This is a genomic window from Psychrobacter sp. AOP7-C1-14 (assembly GCF_052376135.1).
Taxonomy (GTDB): Bacteria; Pseudomonadota; Gammaproteobacteria; order Pseudomonadales; family Moraxellaceae; genus Psychrobacter.
Genome location: NZ_JBQSVH010000016.1, coordinates 44,472 through 70,933, shown reverse-complemented (window position 1 = coordinate 70,933; position 26,462 = coordinate 44,472). Strand labels below are relative to the sequence as shown.

At 42.3% G+C, this 26,462-nt stretch carries 18 protein-coding genes, 1 tRNA gene and 1 pseudogene; 19 read left to right on the top strand and 1 reads right to left on the bottom strand.

Annotated features, from left to right (window positions below):
• From ACT3QN_RS10730 to ACT3QN_RS10680, 11 genes and pseudogenes are all read left to right on the top strand, one after another.
• Window positions 1-76, top strand: a pseudogene (locus ACT3QN_RS10730) (elongation factor Tu); the annotation flags it as partial.
• A gap of 347 nt (window positions 77-423) precedes the next feature.
• Window positions 424-499: transfer RNA gene (locus tag ACT3QN_RS10725), tRNA-Trp, on the top strand.
• A 51-nt stretch (window positions 500-550) separates the two neighbouring features.
• Complete coding sequence (gene secE / locus ACT3QN_RS10720) at window positions 551-1,036, top strand: preprotein translocase subunit SecE (protein ID WP_444523248.1); 486 nt, start codon at window positions 551-553, stop codon at window positions 1,034-1,036.
• Between the two features lie 71 nt (window positions 1,037-1,107).
• Window positions 1,108-1,638 carry a transcription termination/antitermination protein NusG gene (gene nusG / locus ACT3QN_RS10715; RefSeq protein ID WP_201599900.1) on the top strand — a complete coding sequence of 177 codons (531 nt, stop codon included), beginning with the start codon at window positions 1,108-1,110 and terminating at the stop codon, window positions 1,636-1,638.
• Between the two features lie 90 nt (window positions 1,639-1,728).
• Window positions 1,729-2,160, top strand: a complete 432-nt coding sequence (gene rplK, locus ACT3QN_RS10710; RefSeq protein ID WP_444523249.1) for a 50S ribosomal protein L11 — start codon at window positions 1,729-1,731, stop codon at window positions 2,158-2,160.
• Window positions 2,160-2,861, top strand: coding sequence for a 50S ribosomal protein L1 (gene rplA / locus ACT3QN_RS10705; protein WP_444520350.1), 702 nt, complete (start codon window positions 2,160-2,162; stop codon window positions 2,859-2,861). The genes rplK and rplA overlap by 1 nt, the downstream gene beginning before the upstream one ends.
• A gap of 471 nt (window positions 2,862-3,332) precedes the next feature.
• Window positions 3,333-3,860: a 50S ribosomal protein L10 gene (gene rplJ / locus ACT3QN_RS10700; protein WP_444520349.1), complete on the top strand. Its 528-nt coding sequence runs from the start codon at window positions 3,333-3,335 to the stop codon at window positions 3,858-3,860.
• Between the two features lie 132 nt (window positions 3,861-3,992).
• Entirely contained in the window at window positions 3,993-4,361 is a 369-nt protein-coding gene (rplL, locus tag ACT3QN_RS10695) for a 50S ribosomal protein L7/L12 (RefSeq protein ID WP_444529209.1), read from the top strand.
• 749 nt (window positions 4,362-5,110) lie between these two features.
• Window positions 5,111-9,229, top strand: a complete 4,119-nt coding sequence (rpoB, locus tag ACT3QN_RS10690; RefSeq protein WP_444523250.1) for a DNA-directed RNA polymerase subunit beta — start codon at window positions 5,111-5,113, stop codon at window positions 9,227-9,229.
• A 151-nt stretch (window positions 9,230-9,380) separates the two neighbouring features.
• Window positions 9,381-13,598 carry a DNA-directed RNA polymerase subunit beta' gene (gene rpoC, locus ACT3QN_RS10685; protein WP_444520346.1) on the top strand — a complete coding sequence of 1,406 codons (4,218 nt, stop codon included), beginning with the start codon at window positions 9,381-9,383 and terminating at the stop codon, window positions 13,596-13,598.
• Between the two features lie 167 nt (window positions 13,599-13,765).
• Window positions 13,766-14,290: a DUF6586 family protein gene (locus tag ACT3QN_RS10680; protein ID WP_444523251.1), complete on the top strand. Its 525-nt coding sequence runs from the start codon at window positions 13,766-13,768 to the stop codon at window positions 14,288-14,290.
• 151 nt (window positions 14,291-14,441) lie between these two features.
• Here ACT3QN_RS10680 and ACT3QN_RS10675 read toward each other — a convergent pair whose 3' ends face one another.
• Window positions 14,442-17,021, bottom strand: a complete 2,580-nt coding sequence (locus ACT3QN_RS10675) for a penicillin-binding protein 1A (RefSeq protein WP_444523252.1) — start codon at window positions 17,019-17,021, stop codon at window positions 14,442-14,444.
• Between the two features lie 193 nt (window positions 17,022-17,214).
• On the opposite strand from ACT3QN_RS10675, the gene pilM reads away from it, so the two are divergent.
• The 8 genes from pilM (at window position 17,215) to ACT3QN_RS10635 (ending at window position 25,662) form a co-directional block, all read left to right on the top strand.
• Window positions 17,215-18,270, top strand: coding sequence for a type IV pilus assembly protein PilM (gene pilM / locus ACT3QN_RS10670; protein ID WP_444523253.1), 1,056 nt, complete (start codon window positions 17,215-17,217; stop codon window positions 18,268-18,270).
• A complete protein-coding gene (locus ACT3QN_RS10665) occupies window positions 18,270-18,923 on the top strand; it encodes a PilN domain-containing protein (RefSeq protein ID WP_444523254.1) in 654 nt (217 codons plus the stop codon). Before pilM ends, ACT3QN_RS10665 begins: the two co-directional genes overlap by 1 nt.
• Window positions 18,920-19,639, top strand: a complete 720-nt coding sequence (locus ACT3QN_RS10660; protein ID WP_444523255.1) for a type 4a pilus biogenesis protein PilO — start codon at window positions 18,920-18,922, stop codon at window positions 19,637-19,639. Before ACT3QN_RS10665 ends, ACT3QN_RS10660 begins: the two co-directional genes overlap by 4 nt.
• Window positions 19,639-20,172 carry a pilus assembly protein PilP gene (locus ACT3QN_RS10655; protein ID WP_444523256.1) on the top strand — a complete coding sequence of 178 codons (534 nt, stop codon included), beginning with the start codon at window positions 19,639-19,641 and terminating at the stop codon, window positions 20,170-20,172. Before ACT3QN_RS10660 ends, ACT3QN_RS10655 begins: the two co-directional genes overlap by 1 nt.
• A 27-nt stretch (window positions 20,173-20,199) precedes the next feature.
• On the top strand, window positions 20,200-22,548 hold the full coding sequence (pilQ, locus tag ACT3QN_RS10650; protein ID WP_444523257.1) for a type IV pilus secretin PilQ: 2,349 nt from the start codon (window positions 20,200-20,202) through the stop codon (window positions 22,546-22,548).
• A gap of 200 nt (window positions 22,549-22,748) precedes the next feature.
• Window positions 22,749-23,309, top strand: coding sequence for a shikimate kinase AroK (gene aroK, locus ACT3QN_RS10645; protein WP_444523258.1), 561 nt, complete (start codon window positions 22,749-22,751; stop codon window positions 23,307-23,309).
• A gap of 63 nt (window positions 23,310-23,372) precedes the next feature.
• Window positions 23,373-24,482 carry a 3-dehydroquinate synthase gene (gene aroB, locus ACT3QN_RS10640; protein WP_444523259.1) on the top strand — a complete coding sequence of 370 codons (1,110 nt, stop codon included), beginning with the start codon at window positions 23,373-23,375 and terminating at the stop codon, window positions 24,480-24,482.
• A 130-nt stretch (window positions 24,483-24,612) separates the two neighbouring features.
• Complete coding sequence (locus tag ACT3QN_RS10635) at window positions 24,613-25,662, top strand: hypothetical protein (protein ID WP_444523260.1); 1,050 nt, start codon at window positions 24,613-24,615, stop codon at window positions 25,660-25,662.
• Window positions 25,663-26,462 lie beyond the last annotated feature (800 nt).

Sequence of the window (26,462 nt, the reverse complement as noted above, 5' to 3'; positions counted from 1 at the left end):
CAAAGGTCTTCGCTTCGCTATTCGTGAAGGCGGCCGTACTGTAGGCGCTGGTGTTGTTGCTAGCGTATTGAACTAATCATTAAGTCTCAGTAATGAGCTTATGAGTTAGTCATAAAAAAGGCCATCCTAATCAGGGTGGCCTTTTTTTATTAAACAAAATAACAAATAGTTATTAGAATTGTGCTGAAAAATTTAGAATTGAAAACTATAGCGAAGCAATCATTTACGATATGTATGATAAGGACAATTATTTATTAGATAGCATATTGTAATCTGTGGCGTAGCTTGTTATATTATCGCTGCACTCAACGGTAGCCGTTATTTTAGACTACCGTAGTGCCAAATCAGGTAAAGTTAATAATTTTACCGCCAAGGGCTTGCATTCTATGCTAAATATTGTATAATGCTGTCCTTTACACCCATAGGCGATTGGCTCAATTGGTAGAGCATCGGTCTCCAAAACCGAGGGTTGTAGGTTCGAGTCCTACATCGCCTGCCATCTTCTTATCACATCTTTGTTGTACCCCACCATCTCCGAAGCGAGTTCTTTATGAGCAATGATCAAGATAACCTCGAGACTAAGTTATCTGATACCAAGGCGGGTGCTGGTGGAATGCTGTCTAAAGATAAGCACGTTTCAGCTAGCGGTACTACTGCTGTTGAAGTGGCTAAGACTGGCTCAGCAAAAGATTTGATTTTGTGGCTACTTGCTGCAGCTGTATTAATCGGTGCGACTCTAGTAAATCAATACTTACCAGGCTATTGGCAACCCGCCAACGACGTCTGGGTACGTATTGGTATTATTGTCGCACTTGTTGTATTTGCATTAGTTTGTTTGGCGTTAACGCACCAAGGCCGTGCTTTTAAAATATTGTTAAAAGACGCTGCTGTTGAGCTTCGCCGAGTGACATGGCCCGGTAAAGACGAAACCTTTCAATACACATGGCAAGTGATTGTCGTGATTGCGATTGCAGGTTTGTTTATTTGGTTATTAGATAACTTTTTTAATTGGTTCGTTGGTATTTTTATCGGTTAATAGCACGTATTAGTGACTATTAATAAGATATTTACTTATAACGACTTATTTATAATGATCAGGAGCGTGATATGCGTTGGTATATTGTCCAAGCGTTTTCAGGATATGAAAAACAAGTACAACGTTCATTAACTGATCGTATTAATCGTAGTGACTTCACTGAGTCATTCGGTGATGTATTGGTTCCTACTGAGGAAGTCGTCGAAATGAAAGACGGCAAAAAACGTAAAAGTGAGCGTAAGTTCTTCCCTGGATATGTATTGATCCAAATGGAAATGAACGACAATACTTGGCACATCGTAAAAGACTGTCCTCGTATTATGGGTTTCATTGGTGGTACGCCTGAGATGCCTGCACCGATTACACAAGTAGAAGCTGATCGCATTTTAAACCGCTTGAACCAGACTGAAACTGACCCACGTCCTAAGACTCTATTCGAGCCAGGCGAAGAGTTGTTGGTTATCGATGGTCCGTTTACTGACTTTAAAGGGTTGGTTGAAAAAGTGGATTATGAGAAGTCTAAGCTACATCTAACGGTAAACGTATTTAATCGACCTACACAGGTTGAGCTAGAGTTTAGTAAAGTTGAAAAACTAGACTAAAATAGCAAAATATTCATCAACCGGGGAGCTGTTATTTAATTAGGTATATACCCTGTTAATTTGGCGCTATCACCCATTCAGGAGAGTAACATGGCTAAGAAGATTGATGGTTACATCAAACTGCAAGTGCCTGCAGGCAAAGCAAATCCTTCACCACCTATTGGTCCAGCTTTGGGTCAAAAAGGCGTGAACATCATGGCGTTCTGTAAAGAATTTAACGCTGCGACCTCAAGCCAAGAGCCAGGTCTGCCGATCCCAACTGAGATCACAGTATACAGCGATAAGTCTTTTACCTTCATCATGAAGTCACCACCAGCTGCATACTTACTACGTAAGGCTGCTGGTATTGCTAAAGGTTCAGGTACACCGAACACTGCTAAAGTTGGTAAAGTTGACCGTGCACAACTAGAAGAAATCGTTAAGACTAAAGATGCAGACTTAACTGCAGCTGATCTTGACGCTGCTGTTCGTACCATCGCTGGTACTGCACGTTCAATGGGTATTACCGTGGAGGGTGTATAATGTCTAAGCTAACCAAACGTCAAAAAGAAATTCAAAGCCGTATTGATAACGAAAAGCAGTACACTATTGAAGAAGCGGTTCAAATCCTAAACGATTTGCCAGCGCTAAAATTCAAAGAGTCTATCGATATTTCAGTAAACTTGGGCGTTGACCCACGTAAATCTGACCAAGTAGTTCGCGGTGCAACCAACCTACCTGCTGGTACTGGTAAAACCAAACGCGTTGCTGTATTCGCTCAAGGTGCTGCTGCTGAAGCCGCTAAAGAAGCTGGTGCAGACATCGTTGGTTTTGAAGACCTAGCAGAGCAAATCAAAGCCGGCAACATGGACTTTGACGTTGTTATCGCAGCTCCAGATGCAATGCGTGTTGTTGGTCAATTAGGTACTATCCTAGGCCCACGTGGTCTAATGCCTAACCCTAAAGTTGGTACAGTAACGCCAAACGTTGCTGAAGCTGTGACTAATGCGAAAGCTGGTCAAGCTCAGTATCGTGTTGATAAAGCTGGTATCATCCACAGCACTATCGGTCAAGTAGGTTTCACTGCTGAGCAAGTTATGCAAAATGCTCAAGCACTAATCTCAGACCTAAAGCGTGCTAAGCCTGCTACTTCTAAAGGTACTTTCATTAAGAAAATTACCTTGTCTAGCACTATGGGTCCAGGTCTAACGATCGATCCAGTACCTTATCGTACTGCTAAATAATTAAAGTCTTTGTCTTTCAGTATTTGAGCTTCAAATATTTTGAATGACAAACACAAATGGTTTTTAAAGAATTAGGTCAGCGTAGTATTTGCTACGCTGTCTAAGACCGTAGGTAGAGAGTGGTTTAAAGTTATAGGTAATAATCTTCGGGTAGTTACTATAATGATGAGTCACTTTTGTTAATCGACGACAGATGAAAATCTTAGTTGTCCTACGCAGACGGTGGCCCACACAGTTTAAGACAAGAGCGAATAGGGCGATATGATTATTTATAATCTTCAAACTATTACTCAACGTCATTCTGATAACGGTGCCGTAATCAGTCGTTACCAATAGATACTTTTTTTACTAATTGAATCTACTGGTAATGTGTCGTATCAAGTCAGTCTTAGCTTATAGTTCAAGCGTATAAAAACGTTGTTTTTAGCACTTTTATTATAAGTTGATTGATAAGATTAAAGGAGTCAACTTATGGCATTAACGCTAGAACAAAAACAACAAGTTGTGGCTGAAGTGTCTGAAGTTGCTGCTAATGCTTACTCAGCAGTAGCTGCCGAATATCACGGTATTGGTGTTGCACAGCTTACTCAGCTGCGCCAACAAGCTCGTGAAAAAGGTGTTGTTTTAAAAGTGGTAAAAAATACACTAGCAAAACGCGCTTTTGAAGGCACTAAGTTTGAGAGCATGTCAGACCGTATGACTGGTCCACTACTTTTGGCTTTCTCTATGGAAGATTTGGGATCTGCCGCTCGAGTCGTTTTCGACTTTAGCAAAGATAACAAAGCTTTAGAGACCAAATTAGTATCAGTCGGTGGTGAAGTTTATGGTCCAGAAGAGCTAGAGCGCGTATCGAAGCTACCAACTCGCGACGAAGCAATCTCTATCTTGATGGCTACTATGAATGCACCAGTGACCAAGCTTGTCCAGACTATGAACGCTGTTCCTGGCAAGTTCGTTCGCACTGTAGCGGCAATCAAAGACGCAAAAGAAGCTGCTTAATTGCTTGTTTTAACGTAACTTTAACATCGCTAATCTTGGTTGCACTTTATTGTCACACCTATTTGAAATGTCGACAAGCAATCAAAGCGATATTAGAATCAATTAATTTTTATCAGATAACGGAGAGTTCTCATGGCACTATCTAAAGATGACGTGTTAAATGCAATCGCTGAAATGTCAGTAATGGATATCGTTGAGCTAATCAGCGACATGGAAGAAAAATTCGGCGTAACAGCTGCTGTTGCTGCTGCACCTGCTGCTGCTGGTCCTGCTGCTGCTGCTGAAGAAAAAGACGAGTTTGACGTAGTTCTTGCCAGCTTTGGCGAGAAGAAAGTTGGCGTAATTAAAGCCGTACGTGAAGCTACTGGTCTTGGCCTAAAAGAAGCGAAAGATTTGGTTGAAAGCGCTCCAGCTCCAATCAAAGAAGGCGCATCTAAAGCTGAAGCTGAAGAGTTGAAAAAGAAACTTGAAGAAGCTGGTGCAACTGTTGAACTAAAATAAGTTTAATTACTGTACGAAAAAAAGCTGGTAATGCCTTGCATTGCCAGCTTTTTTTTACTATAATTCGTAGCTTGACCTTTTGTGTCTGCCAACATACGTATGCAACATCACGGTGGATACCCATCAAAAGGACAGACGATATACATGCAAGCACACATGCCAGTTTTTGAAATCAGTTAATATGAGCTAAACGTCTGTAGATGTTTGGCATTTTTTTGTGTCTGCATGCTTTCCTATTAACACTATAGTTTATACTGATTCTAAAAGTTATAGTTACCCCGATTATTATTAATTCTCAAAAAAGCTGTTGATCATAGTTGCCTACTTGATGTGGCATGACTGTCGATATTTAGTCTTACAGACAGTTTGTATGTGTAGGGGATATAGTTGGTAATAAGTAGTCTAGATGGCAAGCGGTATATATGCAATCTTAATAGACGTTAATTCCCAACAATGTATTAGTAAATCAAGCCTGATAAGTAATTCATTGTAGGCTATGCGATATTGAATTTTCTGGTTGCAACAGTCATATAGACTGATTCACTTACCATGAATTTAGCAAGCAACGACGAGATTAAGTGAAGTGTGCTAGGTAAGCACTGAAGAGTAAAGTAGTAATTGACAGAAAAGACATGAACTGAACACGAAGACCCGTTTTATATTATCGTTTACGTCGCCGCGTTTGCATCGTATTTATGCTGACTGGCCACGCTTTTAATTTGTTTCCACGTTTACTGTAAGGACTCTCGATGGCATATTCTTATACTGAAAAAAAGCGTATTCGCAAAAGTTTTGCTGAATTGCCCACTGTAATGGACGTTCCCTATTTACTGTCTATTCAAGTAGATTCTTATGAGCAATTTTTGCAAGAGCACAAAAAGCCAAAAGCTCGTGAGAATACTGGTTTGCAAGCTGCGTATTCCTCTATTTTCCCAATTGAGAGTCACTCTGGTAATGCAGAGCTGCAATTTGTTGAGTACTATCTAGGCACGCCTGAATTTGATGAGCGTGAGTGTATCTTACGTGGTTCAACGTTTGCTGCGCCTATGCGTGTCAAAATCCGTTTGATCATCAAAGACAAAGATAGCAAAGACAAAGACAGCAAAGCGGCTATCAAAGATATTCGTGAGCAAAGCGTTTACATGGGCGAGATGCCTTTGATGACGGCTAACGGTACTTTCATTATCAATGGTACTGAGCGTGTTATCGTATCTCAGCTACATCGTTCACCTGGTGTGTTCTTTGACCATGATAAAGGTAAGTCGCATTCAAGTGGTAAAGTGCTTTATAACGCACGTATTATCCCTTACCGTGGTTCATGGTTAGACTTTGAATTTGATGCAAAAGACTTAGTATTTGCTCGTATTGACCGTCGCCGTAAACTTCTGGCATCAATCATTCTACGTGCACTTGGTTTAACAACTTCTGAAATCCTAGATTTATTCTTTGATAAAGTTGCGGTTTATAAAGGCGAAGAGCAGTTTGAAATCGATCTAGTTGCTGATCGTCTACGTGGCGAGATGGCTCAGTTTGATATCGTATCACCAGAAGGTGACGTTATCGTAGAGCAGGGCAAACGCATCAACGCACGTCGCATCCGTCAGCTTGAAGAAGCAGGTATGACGAAGATTGCTGTGCCTGATGAGTATCTATACGAGCGTATCTTAGCGGAAGATATCGTTGTTAATGACGAAATCATTGCTAAAGCGAACACGCCAATTGACCATGAATTATTGGTTAAATTAAGCGCGTTTGAAGCCAGTGAAGCGCTTAAAGAATTTAGCATTCTATTCACTAACGATATCGATCAAGGTAGTTATATTGCTGATACGCTACGTGCTGATAGTACGTCAAGCCGTGAAGAAGCATTGATTGAAATCTATAAAGTAATGCGTCCAGGTGAGCCACCAACGGTTGAGACTGCTGAGAAACTGTTTGAAAGCATGTTCTTCAATGCAGATCGTTACGATCTATCGAACGTTGGTCGTATGAAATTTAACCGCCGTCTTGGTCTAGAATTTGATAACTCTGATGATCCTAATGTACAGCGCGAACGCAGTGTATTGACCAACGACGATATCGTTAACGTTCTAAAAGAGCTTATCGAAATTCGTAATGGTCGCGGCGATGTTGATGACATTGACCATCTTGGTAACCGCCGTATTCGTTCAGTAGGCGAGATGGCAGAAAACCAATTCCGCGTTGGTCTAGTACGTGTTGAGCGTGCGGTTAAAGAGCGTCTAAGCTCTGCTGAATCAGATAATTTGTCACCACAAGACTTGATCAACTCTAAGCCTGTAGCGGCTGCGGTTAAAGAATTCTTTGGTTCAAGCCAATTGTCACAGTTTATGGATCAGAACAACCCGTTGTCTGAAGTTACCCATAAGCGCCGTGTATCAGCATTAGGACCTGGTGGTCTAACTCGTGAACGTGCAGGCTTTGAAGTACGTGACGTACATGATACGCATTATGGCCGTGTATGTCCTATTGAGACTCCTGAAGGTCCAAACATTGGTCTTATCAACTCACTAGCGACATTTGCTAAAACCAATAGCTTTGGCTTCTTAGAAACGCCGTATCGCCGTGTGATTGATGGCAAAGTAACGGATATCATTGAATACCTATCAGCGATTGAAGAAGTAGGTACTGTCATTGCACAGGCTGACTCACCATTGACCGAAGATGGTGCGTTATCTGATGAGATGGTGAGTGTACGTAGCTATGGTGAATTTGTTCGTATGCCGCCTGAAAAAGTAACGCATATGGACGTATCACCAAGTCAGGTAGTATCGGTCGCAGCAGGTCTGATTCCGTTCCTAGAACATGATGATGCTAACCGTGCCTTGATGGGCTCGAACATGCAGCGTCAGGCTGTTCCTACACTACGTGCTGATAAGCCGTTGGTAGGTACTGGTATGGAGCGTCACGTTGCTCGTGATTCTGGTGTTTGTGTTATCGCTAAGCGTGGCGGTGTGATTGAAGATGTTGATGCATCACGTATCGTTGTTCGTGTAAACGAAGACGAGATGACTGCTGGTGAAGCGGGTATCGATATCTACAACTTGATCAAATACACGCGCTCTAACCAAAACACTTGTATCAACCAACGTATCATTGTTAACCAAGGCGATGAGATTGCTTTGGGTGATATCTTGGCTGATGGTCCTTCAACGGATCTTGGTGAGCTAGCACTAGGTCAGAACATCCGCATCGCATTTATGCCGTGGAATGGTTACAACTTCGAAGATTCAATTTTGCTATCTGAGAAAGTAGTTAAAGAAGATCGTTTCACTACGATTCATATTCAAGAATTGACTTGTGTGGCTCGTGATACCAAGCTAGGCACAGAAGAGATCACTGCTGATATTCCAAACGTTGGTGAAGCAGCGCTATCAAGTCTTGATGAAGCAGGTATTGTCTATATTGGTGCTGAAGTTGACGCTGGTGACATCTTAGTTGGTAAAGTGACGCCAAAAGGTGAAACGCAACTAACGCCAGAAGAGAAACTACTACGGGCTATCTTTGGTGAGAAAGCGGCGGATGTAAAAGACACGTCACTACGTGTACCGACTTCTAGTAAAGGTACGGTTATCGATGTACAGGTCTTTACCCGTGATGGCGTTGAGAAAGACGCACGCGCAAGAGCGATTGAAAAATCGCAGCTTGATAGCTACCGCAAAGATTTGAAAGAAGAGCTACGTATCTTTGAAGAAGCAGCACGTGGTCGTATTGGTAATCTACTAGATGGCCAAAAAGTTAGCGGCGGTGCTGGTCTGAAAGCTGGTACGGTTATGGCATTGGCTGATATGAAAGATATGAGCCTTGAGACATTGCTTGATATCCAACCAGTAGAAGAAGAAATCTCTGAGCGTTTGACCCAGATTTCTGATTACTTGGTTGATAAGCAAAAAGATATCGATGTGAAATTTGCTGAGAAAAAACGCAAATTAACCGCTGGTGATGACTTGCAGCATGGCGTACAAAAAATCGTTAAAGTATATCTAGCGGTTAAGCGTCGTATTCAGCCTGGTGATAAGATGGCTGGTCGTCATGGTAACAAAGGTGTTGTTTCACGCATCATGCCAGTTGAAGACATGCCTTATGATGAAAACGGTAATACCGTTGACATCGTATTGAATCCACTTGGTGTACCATCTCGTATGAACATCGGTCAGGTTCTAGAGACGCATTTGGGTATGGCCGCGAAAGGCTTGGGCGAGAAGATTGACGGTATGCTCAAATCTCAAGCGGCGATCAAAGAGCTACGTGACTTCTTGGACAAAATCTATAACCAAGTCGGCGGCGAGCAAGTTGATCTTGATAGCTTGAGTGATGATGACATCATGGCGCTATCAGCCAACCTACGTGGCGGTGTCCCGATGGGTACCGCAGTATTTGACGGCGCAAGAGAAAGCCAGGTCAAAGATTTGCTAGAGCTTGCTGGTATGGATCGTGATGGTCAACAAACGTTATATGATGGTCGTACTGGTCAGCAATTTGACCGTAAAGTAACTGTGGGCTATATGTATATGCTCAAACTTAACCATTTGGTTGATGACAAAATGCATGCACGTTCAACAGGTTCTTACTCTCTAGTAACGCAGCAGCCATTGGGTGGTAAAGCACAGTTTGGTGGTCAGCGCTTCGGTGAGATGGAAGTATGGGCACTAGAAGCATACGGCGCGACTTACACGTTGCAAGAAATGCTAACGGTGAAGTCGGATGACGTTGAAGGCCGTACTCGTATGTACAAAAACATTGTTGATGGTGAGCAGTACATGGATCCAGGCATGCCTGAGTCGTTCAACGTACTGACCAAAGAAATCAAATCACTGGGTATCAATATTGAGTTAAAACAAAGCAACTAGCCCGTTGTTTAACTTAGTTGTCCACTAAAGGCAGTCTGCTTTATTGCTGCTGCTTTTAGTGATTTGTCTCAACCCTATTCATTGCCTTCATTCATCTTATCTGCGTTAATGGTACGCTGTCAGATGATTATAAAGATAACGGAGAAGCAACTTGAAAGATTTACTCGATATCATGCAAAGCCCTACCGGCAACGGTAACCAAGAGTTTGATAGCATTCAAATTACTTTAGCCGCACCTGACGTCATCAAGTCATGGTCGCACGGCGAAGTAAAAAAGCCTGAAACCATCAACTATCGCACGTTCAAGCCTGAGCGTGATGGTCTTTTTTGTGCCAAAATCTTTGGTCCAGTAAAAGATTTCGAATGTCTATGTGGTAAATATAAGCGCCGTAAGTTCCAAGGCGTTATCTGTGAAAAATGTGGTGTTGAAGTTACCACTGCTAAAGTTCGTCGTGATCGCATGGGTCATATCGATCTAGCCAGTCCTGTGGCGCATATTTGGTTCCTAAAATCATTACCAAGCCGCATCGGTCTATTGCTAGACATGACGCTACGTGATATCGAACGCGTTCTATATTTCGAAAGCTATATCGTCACTGAACCTGGTCTAACCAGCTTAGAAAAGTACCAGTTGCTTGATGATGAAGATTATTACAAAGCGCTTGAAGAGTTTGGTGACGAATTCACTGCCAAGATGGGTGCTGAGGCTGTCCAAGACCTATTGAAAGATATCGATATGGATCTTGAGATTGATGAGCTACGTGAAGCGATTCCGCAAACTGGTTCTGAGACTAAGCTTAAGAAAATGTCTAAGCGTCTCAAATTATTAGAAGCATTCCGTGATTCTAATAACAAGCCTGAGTGGATGGTAATGAACATCTTACCAGTACTACCACCAGATTTGCGTCCGCTAGTACCGCTAGAAGGCGGCCGTTTTGCGACGTCAGATTTAAACGATCTATATCGCCGTGTGATCAACCGTAATAACCGTCTTAAGCGTCTGCTTGAGCTGAGCGCCCCTGATATCATCGTGCGTAACGAAAAGCGTATGTTGCAAGAATCAGTGGATGCGTTGCTTGATAACGGTCGTCGCGGTCGTGCCATCACTGGTAGTAACAAACGTCCATTGAAATCTTTGGCAGATATGATCAAGGGTAAGCAAGGTCGTTTCCGTCAGAACTTACTTGGTAAGCGTGTCGATTACTCTGGTCGTTCGGTTATCGTTGTGGGTCCAACACTACGCCTGCACCAGTGTGGTCTACCTAAGAAAATGGCACTAGAGCTATTCAAGCCATTTACTTATAACAAACTATTGTCTCATGGCTTAGCAACGACGATTAAAGCTGCCAAGAAGATGGTAGAGCGTGAAGAGCCACAAGTTTGGGATATGCTGGCCATGGTTATCCGTGAGCATCCAGTACTCCTTAACCGTGCACCAACACTTCACCGTTTGGGTTTACAGGCATTTGAGCCAGTATTGATCGAAGGTAAAGCCATCCAGTTGCATCCGCTTGTTTGTACTGCATTCAACGCCGATTTCGATGGTGACCAAATGGCCGTACACGTGCCATTGACGCTAGAAGCGCAGCTTGAATCACGTGCCTTGATGATGTCTACCAACAACATCTTGTCACCTGCGAACGGTGATCCGATCATCGTACCATCTCAGGATGTTGTACTGGGTCTATACTATATCAGTCGCTCGTCTATCAATGCTAAAGGCGAGAGCATGGTTTTTGCTACCGTTAATGAAGCATTGCGTGCAATTGGTTCAAACGACCTACATGTAAACGCGAAGATAAAAGTGCGTGTTACTGAAACGCAAATTGACGAAGAAGGTAATGAGACTAAAGAAATCAGTATCAAAGATACGGTTGCTGGTCGTCTACTTATCTGGAATATCATGCCTAAAGGTATGACGTTTGATGAGTGCAACCAAGAGATGACGAAGAAAAATATCTCTCGCTTAATCAACTCTTGCTACCGTAAAGTTGGCGTAAAAGAGAGCGTTATGTTTGCTGACCAATTAATGTATCTTGGTTTTGCTCAAGCAACGCTATCTGGTGTGTCTATCGGTATCGATGACATGGTCATCCCACCACTTAAGAAGCAAATTATCGGAGTGGCAGAAGGCGAAGTTCGCGAAATCGAAGATCAATTTGAGCAAGGTTTCGTTACTGCTGGTGAGCGTTATAACAAAGTCGTTGATATCTGGTCACGTACCAATGACAAAGTCGCTAAGGCGATGATGGACAACTTGGCAACAGATAAAGTTATCAATGCACAAGGTGAAGAAGACGAGCAGAAATCATTCAACTCTATCTTTATCATGTCAGATTCTGGTGCTCGTGGTAGTGCGGCACAGATTCGTCAGTTGGCTGGTATGCGTGGTCTGATGGCTAAGCCGGATGGCTCAATCATTGAGACACCGATTAAAGCTAACTTCCGTGAAGGTTTGACGGTACTACAGTACTTCATCTCAACTCACGGTGCACGTAAAGGTCTAGCAGATACGGCACTGAAAACGGCTAACTCAGGTTACCTAACTCGTCGTCTAGTTGATGTGGCACAAGATTTGGTTATCACGAGCGATGATTGTGGTACTGAAGAAGGCCTACTCATGAAACCACATATTCAAGGTGGTGAAATCATTGAGAAGCTAGGTGAGCTAGTACTGGGTCGTGTGACTGCTCGTGATGTTACCTACAATGATGATACTGATAAAGTATTGATTCCAGCAGGTACATTGATCGATGAGTACTGGGTCAACGTCCTTGATAACAACGCGATTGATGATATCTGGGTACGTTCAGTAATTACGTGTGATGTCGAACATGGCGTTTGTTCACAATGTTATGGCCGTGACCTTGCTCGTGGTCATAAAGTGAATATCGGCGAGTCAGTGGGTGTTATGGCCGCACAGTCTATTGGTGAGCCAGGTACTCAGTTGACTATGCGTACATTCCACGTAGGCGGGGCAGCAAGCTCGGCTTCTGTAGACAATAGCATCTCTGTACGTAATGCTGGTCAAGCACACTTCGAGAACATGAAGACGGTTCAACATACTGATGGTCATTTAGTCATCGTATCTCGTTCAGCTGAAATCGCATTGACCGATGAGCTTGGCCGTGAGCGTGAGCGCTATAAAGTACCTTATGGTTCTAGCGTACTAGTAAAAGACGAAGAGCAGGTCGAAGGTGGTCAAACTATCGCTAAATGGGATCCGCATACGCATCCAATTATTACTGAATTTGCTGGTACAGCACGCTTCAGTGATATCATTGATGGTAGCACTGCAACAGTGAAGGTTGATGATGCTACTGGTATGAGCTCATTTGAAATTTTAGCCACTCGTGACCGTTCAAGCTCAGCAAAAGACTTACGTCCTGCGATCATCTTGAACACTGACGAAGGCAAAGAAGTTGTTTACTTCTTACCAGCTGAAACTATCATCCGCGTGAGTGATGGTGAGAAGGTTGCAGCAGGTTCGATCTTAGGCCGTGTACCACAAGCTTCTTCTGGTACGAAAGATATTACCGGTGGTCTACCACGTGTTGCTGATTTGTTTGAAGCACGTCGTCCGAAAGATCATGCCATCATGGCAGAAATGACTGGTGTGGTTAGCTTTGGTAAAGAAACCAAAGGTAAGAACCGTTTCATCATCACCAACGAAGATGGTGAAGTACATGAAGAGCTAATCCCGAAATGGCGTCAAATCAACGTCTTTGAAAACGAAACGGTAGCACGTGGTGAAGTGATCGCTGATGGTCCACAGAACCCGCATGATATCTTACGTTTGAAAGGACAAACTGCGCTTGCTGACTATATCGTCAACGAAGTACAGGATGTTTATCGTCTGCAGGGTGTAAAAATCAACGACAAGCACATCGAAGTTATTATTCGTCAGATGCTGCGTAAAGTTGAAATCACTGATGGTGGCGATTCAAGCCACTTCAAAGGTGATCAGGTAGAGTATGCTGATATCAAAGCCTTGAATGCTAAGCTAGAAGCGGAAGATAAGTTCCCAGTACAGTTTGAGCGTCAATTGCTTGGTATCACTAAAGCAAGTCTAGCAACTGAAAGCTTTATCTCAGCGGCGTCATTCCAGGAGACAACTCGTGTCCTAACTGCGGCTGCTGTGACTGGTAAGGTAGATGAGCTACGCGGTCTTAAAGAAAACGTGGTTGTTGGTCGCTTGATTCCTGCAGGTACTGGTCTTGCTTATCATAAGACACGTAAAGAAAAAGCAGATCAGAAGCTACAAGATAAAGATCTTAATGCAGCGTTTGATATGACTGCAAGTACGGATAGCAAAGATTTTGCAAGCTTTGATGAAGCATTCGCTCAAGAGTTAAACCAAGACAATTAATTGTGTTGAATATTTTTGACTCATGCTTAATTTAATGAAAAAGCCAGCCTAGTCGCTGGCTTTTTTGTGCGTATAAAAAATCAAAAAAGGCATGGTGCTATGATCTAAAAAAATAGTACACTGGAAAATATGCTTTAATTCACTATTCATAGAAGGATAAGTAATCAATGGCAGATAAAACGCGCGTCGCTAAATATCAAGCAGATCGAACCAATCAAAAGCTCTATTTTTGTCGTCTATCCTGTCAATCTGCAGGAAATACTAATGATAAGCAGTTATATCAAGCACATTGCGAGACCGCTATTTTTCATTTGCACGGTGCTTTGTTAGCATTTATCCAAGAACTTGGTCATTTCTATAGCTTGAATATGACGTCACCGACATTGCTTGATATTGAGCAAGCACTGAATGAGCGTACACAAATATCTCCCGAGATTCAGCGCTTGCAGCAATTACAACAGCAAGGGTTTATTGCCAATATAGAGCGCGCTTATCAGCGTTGTCTTTATGCAGTACCACCAGATACGATCGTAGATGAAACATCGAGTAATAGCTCAACATCGCCAGACTTGATTGTCAATGTTGTCACCTTGTCCAATCAGTGGTTACCTGACGAAGCAACAATACGGGAATGGCGCCAACAACTTTTAGACTTAATCGAACAGCTACGTGCAGGGATGGTTGAATTCTAATAGATAATTTTACATTTCTATTAGATGTTGATTGATCCGATCGAGAATACGATCAAATGGGGTAGGCCATAGTCTACAGCACATAGAAAAGGCTTACTCAGTAATGATAGAGTAAGCCTTTTTCTTTTTAAACTAAGTACTGCTTGATTTGTTATTCTGGCATTGTTGGCATGCGCTGGACGGGTGTTACACTTAACGGGTTTTGCGGTACATCATCAGTAGCGCGGCTATTGTCTGAATCGGCTGTTGGTAAGGATTGCGCATTTTCACTAGTTTCTGGTTGCGATGATTCACGTTTTTGTGTTCGAGCCACAGCTGGTTTTTTCGAATCAGATTTTGTAGTAGATGGTTTTCCTTCATTAATGGTAAACCCATAATCATTTGGTACCCACTGGTATGGAGTATTGGCTAGTTGAGCTTTCATGAAATCTATCCAAACTGGCAAAGCTGCTACACCACCATACTCACGGCGACCCATTGTTGATGGTTGATCAAAACCCATCCAAACGACGGTTGCATTGGTAGGATGAAATCCTGCAAACCATGCATCTTTAGCTTTATTGGTTGTACCTGTTTTACCCCCAATATCTTTACGACCTAGCACTTTCGCTCTTCTCGCTGTACCACGTTGAACCACATCACGCAATATATCTGCCATCTCGAACGCTACTCTAGGTTGTAATATACGTGGTGCTTGCTTTGCTCTAGTATACTGTAAAGCTGGCGCTTTTAAGCGGTCTGACTGCGGGCCGGAGTCATATACTGATGAATCAGCTGCCGTGTTAGTTTCATCCTCATTCTCTGACTCTTTCTGAACGGAATCTATTGGATCACCATCTTCAGTTATTTGGTTGTGTTCCTCAACTAATGTATTGTTAAGTTCATCTAGTTGTTCATTAAAGCATGATGCACAAGCTCGGCTTGGATTGGCTTGAAACAATAGTTTGTTACTATAGTTGTAAATTTGACCTATAAAATATGGTTGAATACGACGACCACCATTGGCAAAAGTAGAGTAAGCAGTTGCCATTTGTAATGGTGTAGCTTGTCCTGTACCTAATGCTAATGATAGGGTTGTCGGTAGTTTTTCTTTGTTTAGGCCAAAATTATTCAACAGACTACGTGTATCAGAAATACCGATAGCTTGCAATAATCGAATAGACACTAGATTACGTGATAAGTATAAACCACGACGTAAAGTGATATCCCCTAAAAAACGTCCATCAGAGTTTTTAGGATTCCACCCACCTACTTGAATAGCCTCATCAGAGACTATTGTATCTGGACGATAACCTTTTTCTAAAGCTGCTGTATAGACAAGGGGCTTGATGGTTGATCCAGGCTGGCGCCAACCTTGTAAAGCGCGGTTAAATTTACTGTGGTGGAAATCAAAGCCACCAACTAACGCATTGACAGCGCCGGTTTCTGGATTTAACGAGACCAAACTGCCTTGAATTTTAGGTATTTGACCTAACTGCCAGTTACCATTCGCGGTAGGTATCACGCGAATAATGTCGTTTATCTTAACGACTTGACTGGCGTTACTAGGATAATAACCAATGCGATCAGCGGAAATATATTTACGTGCCCATTTCATACCAGACCAATTAATGGTCACTTCTTCACCGGATTGCAAGACGGCATCAAAGCTACGAGAGTTGACTTTAGTCACTTTGGCAGGAGACATATTGCTGTAGCGTCGGAAGTTTTCAAGAGGCTCATCATTTGCTTCAGCTCCTCGCCAACCATGACGATGCTCGTAGGCAATCAAGCCTGTCACTACTGCTGCTTCTGCATCTGTTTGCGCTTTGCTATCTACCGTGAGACGAACGCGCCAACCACTGTGCATGACTTGATCGCCATAACGTTCGACTAAAGAGGATCGCGTCATTTCTGCCAAGTAAGGCATGTTTATATCGAGCTTTTCTTTATATAGTTTGATACCTATAGGAGAGTTGACCGCCTCATCGTATTGAGCTTGGCTAATATAGCCAAGCTCATGCATGCGTCCAATAATCCAGTTACGACGAGTCAATGCGCGGCTAGGGTTAGCAACAGGATTATACTTAGAAGGAGCCTTTGGTAGACCTGCTAACATGGCCATTTCAGCAATAGTTAGATTGTCTAATGATTTGCTGTAGTATTTTTTAGCCGCCGCGCGAATACCGTAAGCACCTTCACCTAAATAAATTTTGTTGACATATAATGTCAAAATATCATTCTTGCTTAGTTCATCTTCAATTTTTCGAGTCAAAAATAATTCTGTCAACTTGCGGTTCAAAGTACGTTCTGGACTTAAGAAGTAATTTTTGGCAACCTGCATCGTAATGGTAGAGCCACCTGTCTGACCATCGTCATCAGTGACTGCTTCGGTAACAGCTCGACCAAGACCTTTAATACTAATACCGCTATGCTGAAAAAAAGCGGCGTCTTCGGCAGCTAAAAAGGCATGGGTTAAATCTTCAGGAATCTCATCAAAACTAACTGGTAACGATAAACGATTGCCATATTGGCCAATCAATTTATCATCACTACTATAAATTTGTAATGGCATTTCTAGTTTGGCTGTTTTGATCTCTTGTGTACTTGGTAAGGTTGGCGATAAATACATTGCCATCCCATAAAAACCAATAGGTACAGCAAGTGCTAGAACAACTGCCAATGCTAGACAAGCGATAAAGAGTCCCACCAAAAAGCGAATGAGACGAGCGGTAGCATTTGTTTTGGCCATAATAAGACTTATTAGTTAGAATTTGTAGCAGACAATATTATTATACCTTGAACAAAATAGGCAGGTCATAATAAATGTGTAAGTTGGCCTTAATATATTTTTAAATGCTTGAATCTATCAATTAAGTAAAGTATTGTGTTGAAATATTACAAATAATTACCAGATTGTACACTTAATATAAGGTATAGAGCTAGTGAGGCTATTTACTTCCAAGAGTCAACATTTGATTGGCGTGGATATTTGTGCCACTTCAGTAAAGTTGGTTGATATACAACGTCAGCAGGGCATGTTCCATTTGAAATCTTATGGTATTGAAAGACTAACGGAAGGTATCGTAGTCGATAAGATTCTAGTCGATACAGAGACTGTCGGCAATATTATAACGAGTTTAGCAAGGCGCTGCCAAGTCGCAGGTAGTAATGCTGCGACTGCTGTTTCTGGCTCTGCAGTGATTACCAAAATTATTGACATGGATGCAGCACTTAGCGATGTGGAACGTGAAGCGCAAATTCGTTTGGACGCTGATCAGTATATACCGTATCCGTTAGAAGACGTTAACCTAGACTTTGAAGTGTTAGGACCGTCTTTGGTTAGCGAAGGTATGGTTCAAGTGTTGCTAGCTGCTTCTCGTTCAGAAAACGTCGATCAGCGTGTCGACGCTTTAGCGTTTGGTGGTCTACAAACGAAAATCATGGATATTGAATCTCATGCAATCGAGCGTGCGTTTGGATTGATGGTGGATAGCTTACCAAATGTACCAGAACTAGTAGCATTAGTGGATATTGGCCACAATCAGACTACCCTATATATCGCCAAGAATGGCGAATTTATTTATAGTCGTGAGCAGTTATTTGGCGGTGCTCAGCTGACCGAGGCAATACAAAATCGCTATGGCTTGTCAGCAGAAGAAGCGACACTGAGTAAGCGCGAACGTACCTTACCTGACGATTATTATCCTGAGGTGCTAACCCCTTTCATAGAAAACACTATTCAACAAATCACGCGCTCTTTACAGTTTTATTTTTCATCAAGTCAGTATAGCAGTATTGATCATGTGGTGCTTGCAGGGGGCAGCAGCTCTATAGCTGGTCTCGCTGGTATGGCACAACAAAAACTTGGTGTGACTGTTAGTGTTGCCAACCCTTTCACTAATATGACGATTGCACCAAATATTGACAATGAGCAATTGGCAGTTGATGCGCCAAGCTTAATGGCTGCATGTGGTCTTGCGTTAAGGAGCTTCGACTAATGGCTCGTATTAACCTTTTACCTTGGCGACAAGAAGAGCGTGAACGTCGCAATAAAGAATTCATTACTTTAGTAGTGGCAGTTACGCTGCTGACGCTATTAGCCGCTTTTGCTTCATGGAGTTATTTTAATAACGAGCTTGATGAGCAGCTTGATGCCAACGCATTGATCGAACAAGAAAATACTCGCTTAGACACCGCATTGACCGAAATTGACAGTTTAGAGCAGCGCCGTGAAGATATTATTTCACGTATGCAAGTCATCCAAGATTTGCAGGGACGACGTCCTGTACCTGTACGTTTATGGGATGATCTCGCCAAAGCTATTCCACCAGCACTTTATCTAAATAACCTTAAACGAGAAGGTGATGTCCTAACTTTGACAGGCTTAGCAGACAATCCAAATATTGTGTCTAGCCTGATTCGCAACCTTGATAATAGTAAATGGATGGGCGGCTCAGCAGTGAGTAATATTCAACAGAATATTAGTGCTTATGAGGCTGCTCCAGCTCTCAATAATACAGTTAATACTGGTGAACAGCCGCGACCTGTTTATCCTGAAGACAGCTATGTACAGTTTGTAGTAACGACTAGAGTACAATCGGAAACTCCGACTACTGTTGATACCGATGCTGCTCCAGGAGGTGCGTTATGAAGCTTATCCGCAAAAAGAGCCTCTCTAAAACCAAGAAATCTGCTTTAAAGCCTAAAAAGCAATTCGATTTCAATGAGTTTCGCCGTAGTTTTGAGTCGCTAGATTCAGAAAATTATGGCAGTTGGCCATTGCCTGTAAAGGTCACAGTCATTGGTCTTATTATCACTTTTATTGCAGCGTTGTCATGGGCGTTACCTATCAGTAGCAAGATTGATGAGATCAATGCGGCTGAGAGCCAGCAACAGACCTTGCTCGATAGCTACCGTGAAAAAGAATCTCGCGCACGTCATCTAGAGGCTTATCAAGCGCAAGTGGTCCAGATGGAAGCTGAATTTAATACCTTATTGGACCAATTACCGAAAGATACGCGTGTGTCAGAATTGGTAGAAGGCATAAATATGACAGGCGTTGGTAGCAATATCCGTTTTCAAGATATTTCAGTAGAGCCTGAAATTGAAAATGAATTCTTTATTGAGCAGCCAATACGTATTGCAGCTTTGGGTGAATACCATCAGTTTGGTAGCTTTATCAGTGGTCTGGCTGCACTCCCTCGAATCATTACGATGCATGATTTTGAGGTCAGTAATCCGCAGCCTACGTTGGATGTTTTGCCAGAGCTTAATCTAGTCTTGCAAACTAAGACTTATCGCTCTAAAGAAGCGGCTCCTGAAGGTGGTGAAGCCGCTGCTACTGATGCAAATGCAGGAGGCAACTAATGAGTATCCAAAAAATACCCATGCTATTGGCCTTAAGTGTCGCTGTTTTATCTATGACAGGGTGTAGCGACCGTATAGGTATGGCAGAGCAAGCAATGACTGATATTCGCAATCAGCCTGCACAGCCTATTGAGCCGCCGCCCAAAGCTGAGCTGGTAGAGGATTTTGTGTATAGCGCTAGTTCGCAGCGTAGTCCATTTTTACCGCCAAGTTTAGTCAATGTGCAAGGTCCTACCACCTCTATAGATGGTGTGCGCCCAGATATCAATAGAATAAAAGAACCACTTGAGCAGTATGAACTGTCGCAATTGGTCTTTCGAGGTGTAGTGATTTCGCCCGAAGGTCAGCGATATGGATTGATACAGCGGCCTGATGGTTCCGTTGCAAGTGTTAAAGTAGGCGATTATCTTGGATTGAATGACGGCCGTATTGTTGAAATCACGCCGACACAGATTAACTTGATTGAAATTGTGCCAGATAGCCGCGCAGGGTTTGTAGAAAAACCTCAGTCGCTGGTATCCCCTATAAGCTAAGTCGGCAGATTTTTTGAGGAATAAATAATGACAGTACGCAATAACAAGGTAATGACGATGAGTAACCGCGTTTCTTCTTCTCTTGCCGTTTCAGCACTGGCACTGAGCATGGTGGCAGTAAGTAGTAGTGCCTATGCGGCTCAGCGTATTAACAACGTTTCAGTAGTTCAGACTGCGCCTGCAGTAACACAAATGCGTTTAGGATTTACAGGATTGCCAGTATTACCAGCAGCCTATCAGCTTGATGATCCTAGTCGTTTAGTCCTAGATTTTGAACAAGTACAGAACGGGCTTGCTAGCCGCTTCAACGAATATAATATCGGTGCGATTAATGATGTTACTACGTTAAGTAGTGACAGTACCACGCGTCTCATTGTTGGTTTAAAAGAGTCGGGAAACTATACAACAGCGATTGAAGGCAATGATTTGTTATTAACCATCACTGATCCTAATCGTCCAGTTATTACCAGTGACCCAATTCAAGATGTGCTCAATAACAATAATGGTATGACAACGACCGCAATCGTGACGCCTATTGTTGAGAGCTCTACTGTACCAGTGACACCTGTACGTACCAGCAAGGTTGTCGTGAAGAATGAAGTACCAGCTGATACGATGGTAGTAAGAGTTAACCCACTGTTAAATCCACAGCTTGCTTCTTCACAGGTGAGCAGGCAGTACAGTTATGATGGTCTGAGCTCGGTCAATTTTTCAGCGGGAAATGATGGTGGCGGCAGTGTCAGTATGGTACTTTCTAATGAAGCTATCCCAGTAGATGTGCAGCGTCAAGGCAACAAGTTGGTGGTACGATTAACAGGTAGTACGGTGCCTAGAAACCTGCTACGCCGTCTAAATATCAATAATGGACTTGTTAGTAGTATTGATACTAAAAACCAGGGCCAAAATGGTGTTGTCACTATTAATATGAATGACGACTATGAATATCAGGCTTACCAATCAGGTAACCAATTAAATATCAGTATCAACAAGCCTGAGCTGTTACGTGAGCCGACGTTAGAAGAAAGAACCTATAGTGGCGAACCATTATCTATGGAGTTCCAAGATGTTGAGGTTCGTAGCGTTCTAGATATTTTAGCTCAGTTTACTGAAATGAACGTCGTTGCTAGTGACTCAGTCGCTGGCAACATCACCTTGCGTTTGATTAATGTCCCTTGGGATCAAGCCCTCGATATTATTTTAAAGAGCAAAAACCTAGGCAAACGTGAAAATGGCAATGTAATTTTGGTAGCACCTTCTGCTGAGTTAGCTGAGCAAGAAGCACGTGAACTTGAAGCGCAGCAAGCTGTTCAGTCATATGCTCCCCTACGTACTGAGTACATCCGTTTGAGCTATGCAAAAGCACAAGATGTCTTAACACTTATTTCTCAAGGAAGCGGTGCGACTGGTAATAATAGTGGTCTATCAAATCGTGAGGATAATAATACATTGTTATCCAATCGTGGTACGGTAACGGTTGATGAGCGTACTAATACTTTGATTATCAAAGACGTTGCTGACAGTATCGAAAATATCCATAAATTGATCAGTAAAATTGATATTCCTGTTCGCCAAGTTATGATTGAAGCTCGTATTGTCAGTGCTACAGATAGCTTCAGTAAAGAAATTGGGGTTCGCTGGGGTATCTTGTCAAATGGTGCAGCCAACAACCGCAGCTTATTGGTTGGTGGTAGCAATCAAACACTAGCTGATCTTAAAGACTTTGACATAGAGACAACGACTGTAAATGGTCAAACCGTTTCTTATCCTTCTTATGACATTACTAGTCCTGATAACTTAAACGTTGATTTGGGTGTATCTAACCCAGCGGGCAGTATCGCCTTTGGTTTGCTCAGCATGTCGGATGTGATGCTTGATCTTGAATTATCAGCACTACAAGCAGATAACCGCGGTGAAGTCATTTCCACACCTAAGATTTTGACTGCCGACAAACAAACTGCGAAAGTTTCTTCTGGTACTCAGATTCCATATCAAGAAGCCTCAGCCAGTGGTGCGACAACAACCAGCTTTAGAGAAGCTGCATTAAGTTTAGAGGCTACACCAAACATTACGCCAGATGGTAAAATTGGCTTGCAACTGGTTATCACTAATGGCACGCCAACAATCATCAACAATCAGGTTGCCATTTCTGAAGATTCTATATCAACCAATGTCATCATTGAAGACGGACAGACAGTCGTATTAGGCGGCGTCTTTAAAAACCGTACCAACAACGGTGTAGATAAGGTGCCTTTCCTAGGAGACTTACCTTATATTGGTCGTGCCTTCCGACGCGATGTACGTAGCAACAATAAGGAAGAGCTACTTATCTTTGTGACACCAAAATTAATCAATGACGGTACTAGCCGCTTAAATTGATTTTCGTCCAGTTGGTTACCAAAAAAGTAAGCCTTAGTGCTTACTTTTTTTATGCGTGAAATTAGCGATTTTAGCGTTGCAATAGATATGTATGTAACGATAGATAGTGTGCTCTAAATTTTACTCACAATAATCACGGCTCATTACTAGCCAGAATAACAATGACGTTGTATCATACCTAATTTAGCTGAGTAAGTATTATGGGGCAGGAATTACCGTCGGTGTTTTTAGTGGGTCCGATGGGAGCAGGGAAAACGACAATCGGAAAATTGCTGGCCAAGCAGTTAGGTCGCACTTTTGTAGACAGTGATTGGTATATTGAATCGCAGACAGGTGCCGATATTGCTTGGATATTTGCCAAAGAAGGTGAAGCAGGTTTCCGCGAGCGTGAAACGCGTGCTATTGATGAATTGACTCAAAATTCTCAAATCGTATTAGCAACTGGTGGCGGTGCAGTTATGTGTGCCGAAAACCGAGAGTTTCTAGAGCAGCGTGGTATCGTCGTTTATCTTAATGCGCCTGTCGAAGTGCAACTGGCGCGCACTTCTAAAGACAAGTCTCGACCATTATTGCAACAGCCTAATCCTAGAAAGATACTGCAAGATTTGTACAGTACTCGCGATCCACTCTATCGCCAGATTGCACATATTATTATGCCTACTGGTCACACTTACCCACGTCATATGGTCAATCAGTTGATGCAGCAGTTAGAGTCATTCGTCGATTGCCCTACGATATCATCGACGCACCAAGAAGATTAGCAACTACGATTGATATGTAGACTGATTTACTTTTACCTCATTGAAGTGCTTCGGGAGTAACACATGGTAATGCCAACGTTTCATGATAGCCTAATAGTTCACACGCAAAGTCATGATTATCCTATTGTTATTACTGAACAATCTATGACTGAACATAGCAGTATGGCGAAGCAAGTCGCGCCTTATATCAGTGGTCGTCAAGTTTTGATTGTCACTAATGACACTGTGGCACCTTTGTATTTAGCAGCATTAGAAGATGAGCTAGCAGAGCAGTTTACGGTAAAGGTATGCGTATTGCCAGATGGTGAACAATATAAAAATCAGGCAAGTATTGATCAAATTTATGATGCGCTGATGACAGAGCATTTCAATCGTGATGTGACACTGATAGCTCTCGGTGGCGGCGTGATTGGAGATATGACAGGTTTTGCTGCCGCCAGTTTCATGCGTGGTGTAAATTTTATTCAAATTCCAACGACGCTATTGTCACAAGTAGATTCTAGTGTTGGCGGTAAAACGGGTATCAATCATCCGCAAGGTAAAAACATGATTGGTGCTTTTTGGCAGCCACAAATGGTACTTGCCGATATGAGTACGCTTAAGACATTGCCTGCACGTGAGCTATCGGCTGGAGTAGCTGAGATTATTAAATATGCACTTATCATGGATGAGAGTTTCTTAACGTGGCTTGAAGCAAATTTACCTGCGATGATGGCTCTTGATCTGGCAGTACTTGGTGAGGCAGTGAAGCGTTGCTGTCAGTATAAAGCTGACGTCGTGGCACAGGACGAAAGAGAGTCAGGTGTACGCGCGCTATTGAACTTTGGTCATACTTTTGGTCATGTGATTGAGACACATGAAGGTTATGGCAACTGGTTGCATGGCGAAGCAGTGGCGGCTGGTATGTTACAAGCAGCTGAATTGTCACAAAAAATTGGCTGGTTAACTGATGATGAAGTCGTACGTATTAAGCGTGTCCTAGAGTTAGCAAACCTACCTATTGTTCCGCCAGCTATCGATGTAGAAACTGCCTTGGATCTAATGGGGCACGATAAAAAAGTGAAATACGGAAAAATTCGCCTGATTTTGTTAAAATCAATAGGTGATGCGGTACTCACTAATGAGTTTGACGACCAACTGTTACATGAAGTTTTGTCAAAACATAGTGAATAACGTCTCAAAAATTTCTCGTTTATATGTTTATACTAAAATCTCGTACTTGTAGCCGTCTGGTTAGCTGTACCCTAGTTTGAATAAGCATTTATACAATGCTGCTAAACATGTGTTTATCAAGGACCGCCTCATGGCAACATCAAAAACAAAAACGCGTACTGCTAGCCAGTCATACAGTCGTCAAGCACTGATTTGGCTAATAGTGACCCTACTGTTAGGGGTAGTCACAGCGTTAGTATGGATGTTCAGTCAAACGCCAGCCAGGGGAGCTAAAATTGAAAATGCACCAATATCAGCTCCAGAGGTTTTGGACGAAGAGTTTGAGCAGCCGCTGAAAGTTGAATCGTTGCATGAGCTAGATACTGATGTGCAGCCTATTGATTTCGATACTGCGTTTCAAGATCTACGCGATTACCCTGATGAATTCAAAGACAAGCGTTATTTGCTGGCTAATAAAGGTAAGTGGACCGTCCAAGTAATGAATGTTGCTGAGAACGACGTGATTGTTAGTTACTTGGAAGGCCGTAAAGATCGCAATAAATTTGCTTATTTCCGTTATCTTGATGATGAAAAACAGGTCCGTTATATGCTGACTTATGGGATTATGAGTAGCCCACAAGAAGCAGTAGGAGCCGCAAAGTTGATAGACTTTAAATTACCTAACAATGTACGTGTATTACCAGAAGAGATTAATCGGTATGTTAGTATCATTGATAATTATGAACGTTCCGATCCTATAAAAGATTTGAGTACAAAACGTACACGTGCCGTCGATTTAGAACCTACTGAGCAAGAAGTGCCAGCGCGTTCACAAGAAGAAATAGATGCTGCTCAAGCAGCTAACAGTAATCGTGGCAACCAAGGCAGCGCAAACAATAGCAGTGCTCAAAAAAGTATTCGTCAGTCGGCAGATACTTCTGCCACGTTGTCTGTTAGTGAAGAGCGCACGGTTGGTGGTGAGGTGCAAACAATATCTGAAGCATCGTCGAAAGACACAAATAACACAGATAAGCCAGCTGGAGATGGTAATACGAGTAAGAAGTTACCAGTAGTGCCAACACCTAAACCACCTAGTAGTACGAACAATAGCTCAAGTGCTAACGGTAAAAGCGCTGATGCTAACTCTGCTACAAATAACAGTGATAGTATGAAAGCACTAATAGAAGATAAGAGTAATTAATTCTTATTCACCGGATTAATTGAACCCACTAGCTACCTTGTTAGTGGGTTTTTTTTGACATCATATAAAACAATCTTATCGTTGTAATAAACGACTGACTATTAACGCTAAGTATCACTAAGGCCTTTTACTAAATGGCGTATATACGATTCACATTAAAATTTTCATAGTAGTTTTATTTGTCTCATAACCAATAGTAATAAGTTCTCTTACAATTTATGGCTAATGAATCGATAGAAAAGACTAGATTTTTCGACAATCATTAACTAATATAACTGTGGGCGACGTTCTGTATAGTTATCGTAAAAAATGTCTATTTAACAACTATTTAGTAATTTTTTCGTAGTTTTTAGAGTTATTTACTAAATATTATTGTCTCAAGCGCGGTTACTTACCCTCTATAATAAGGTTATTGTAAGTGACGCAACCTCTCTTATTGTCACTATTTTTAGGGTAAACAAAGTGCTTGAATACAGAGCGTCAGATATTCAAGATAAACAAATGCACCGTTATTAAGTCGTTATATGCTTAACTCTAAGTGTTAAACATGACAACATAACAAACAATGCTCAAATGGACGGCATTAGCTATCACTGATTGAGTAACAGGCATCTAAGGGTGTAGATCCACCCGTTGCCAAGGGCTGCTACTTACTATCTTTTGATACACGGACCACATGCCAAGACAGCTACTAACGATCAGGAGGGTCAAGGGTTTACTTCCCATTAGAGTATGATGTCTATCGAGCATTGCACTATTTGCCAATTCGAACACACGAATATCCACTATCAGCCCGTTCT

Bases quoted from the DNA above. Each gene is read 5' to 3' on its own strand.
- secE (WP_444523248.1), top strand. From the start codon at position 551: ATGAGCAATGATCAAGATAACCTCGAGACTAAGTTATCTGATACCAAG.
- nusG (WP_201599900.1), top strand. From the start codon at position 1,108: ATGCGTTGGTATATTGTCCAAGCGTTTTCAGGATATGAAAAACAAGTA.
- rplK (WP_444523249.1), top strand. From the start codon at position 1,729: ATGGCTAAGAAGATTGATGGTTACATCAAACTGCAAGTGCCTGCAGGC.
- rplA (WP_444520350.1), top strand. From the start codon at position 2,160: ATGTCTAAGCTAACCAAACGTCAAAAAGAAATTCAAAGCCGTATTGAT.
- rplJ (WP_444520349.1), top strand. From the start codon at position 3,333: ATGGCATTAACGCTAGAACAAAAACAACAAGTTGTGGCTGAAGTGTCT.
- rplL (WP_444529209.1), top strand. From the start codon at position 3,993: ATGGCACTATCTAAAGATGACGTGTTAAATGCAATCGCTGAAATGTCA.
- rpoB (WP_444523250.1), top strand. From the start codon at position 5,111: ATGGCATATTCTTATACTGAAAAAAAGCGTATTCGCAAAAGTTTTGCT.
- ACT3QN_RS10680 (WP_444523251.1), top strand. From the start codon at position 13,766: ATGGCAGATAAAACGCGCGTCGCTAAATATCAAGCAGATCGAACCAAT.
- ACT3QN_RS10675 (WP_444523252.1), bottom strand. From the start codon at position 17,021: ATGGCCAAAACAAATGCTACCGCTCGTCTCATTCGCTTTTTGGTGGGA.
- ACT3QN_RS10665 (WP_444523254.1), top strand. From the start codon at position 18,270: ATGGCTCGTATTAACCTTTTACCTTGGCGACAAGAAGAGCGTGAACGT.
- ACT3QN_RS10660 (WP_444523255.1), top strand. From the start codon at position 18,920: ATGAAGCTTATCCGCAAAAAGAGCCTCTCTAAAACCAAGAAATCTGCT.
- ACT3QN_RS10655 (WP_444523256.1), top strand. From the start codon at position 19,639: ATGAGTATCCAAAAAATACCCATGCTATTGGCCTTAAGTGTCGCTGTT.
- pilQ (WP_444523257.1), top strand. From the start codon at position 20,200: ATGACAGTACGCAATAACAAGGTAATGACGATGAGTAACCGCGTTTCT.
- aroK (WP_444523258.1), top strand. From the start codon at position 22,749: ATGGGGCAGGAATTACCGTCGGTGTTTTTAGTGGGTCCGATGGGAGCA.
- aroB (WP_444523259.1), top strand. From the start codon at position 23,373: ATGGTAATGCCAACGTTTCATGATAGCCTAATAGTTCACACGCAAAGT.
- ACT3QN_RS10635 (WP_444523260.1), top strand. From the start codon at position 24,613: ATGGCAACATCAAAAACAAAAACGCGTACTGCTAGCCAGTCATACAGT.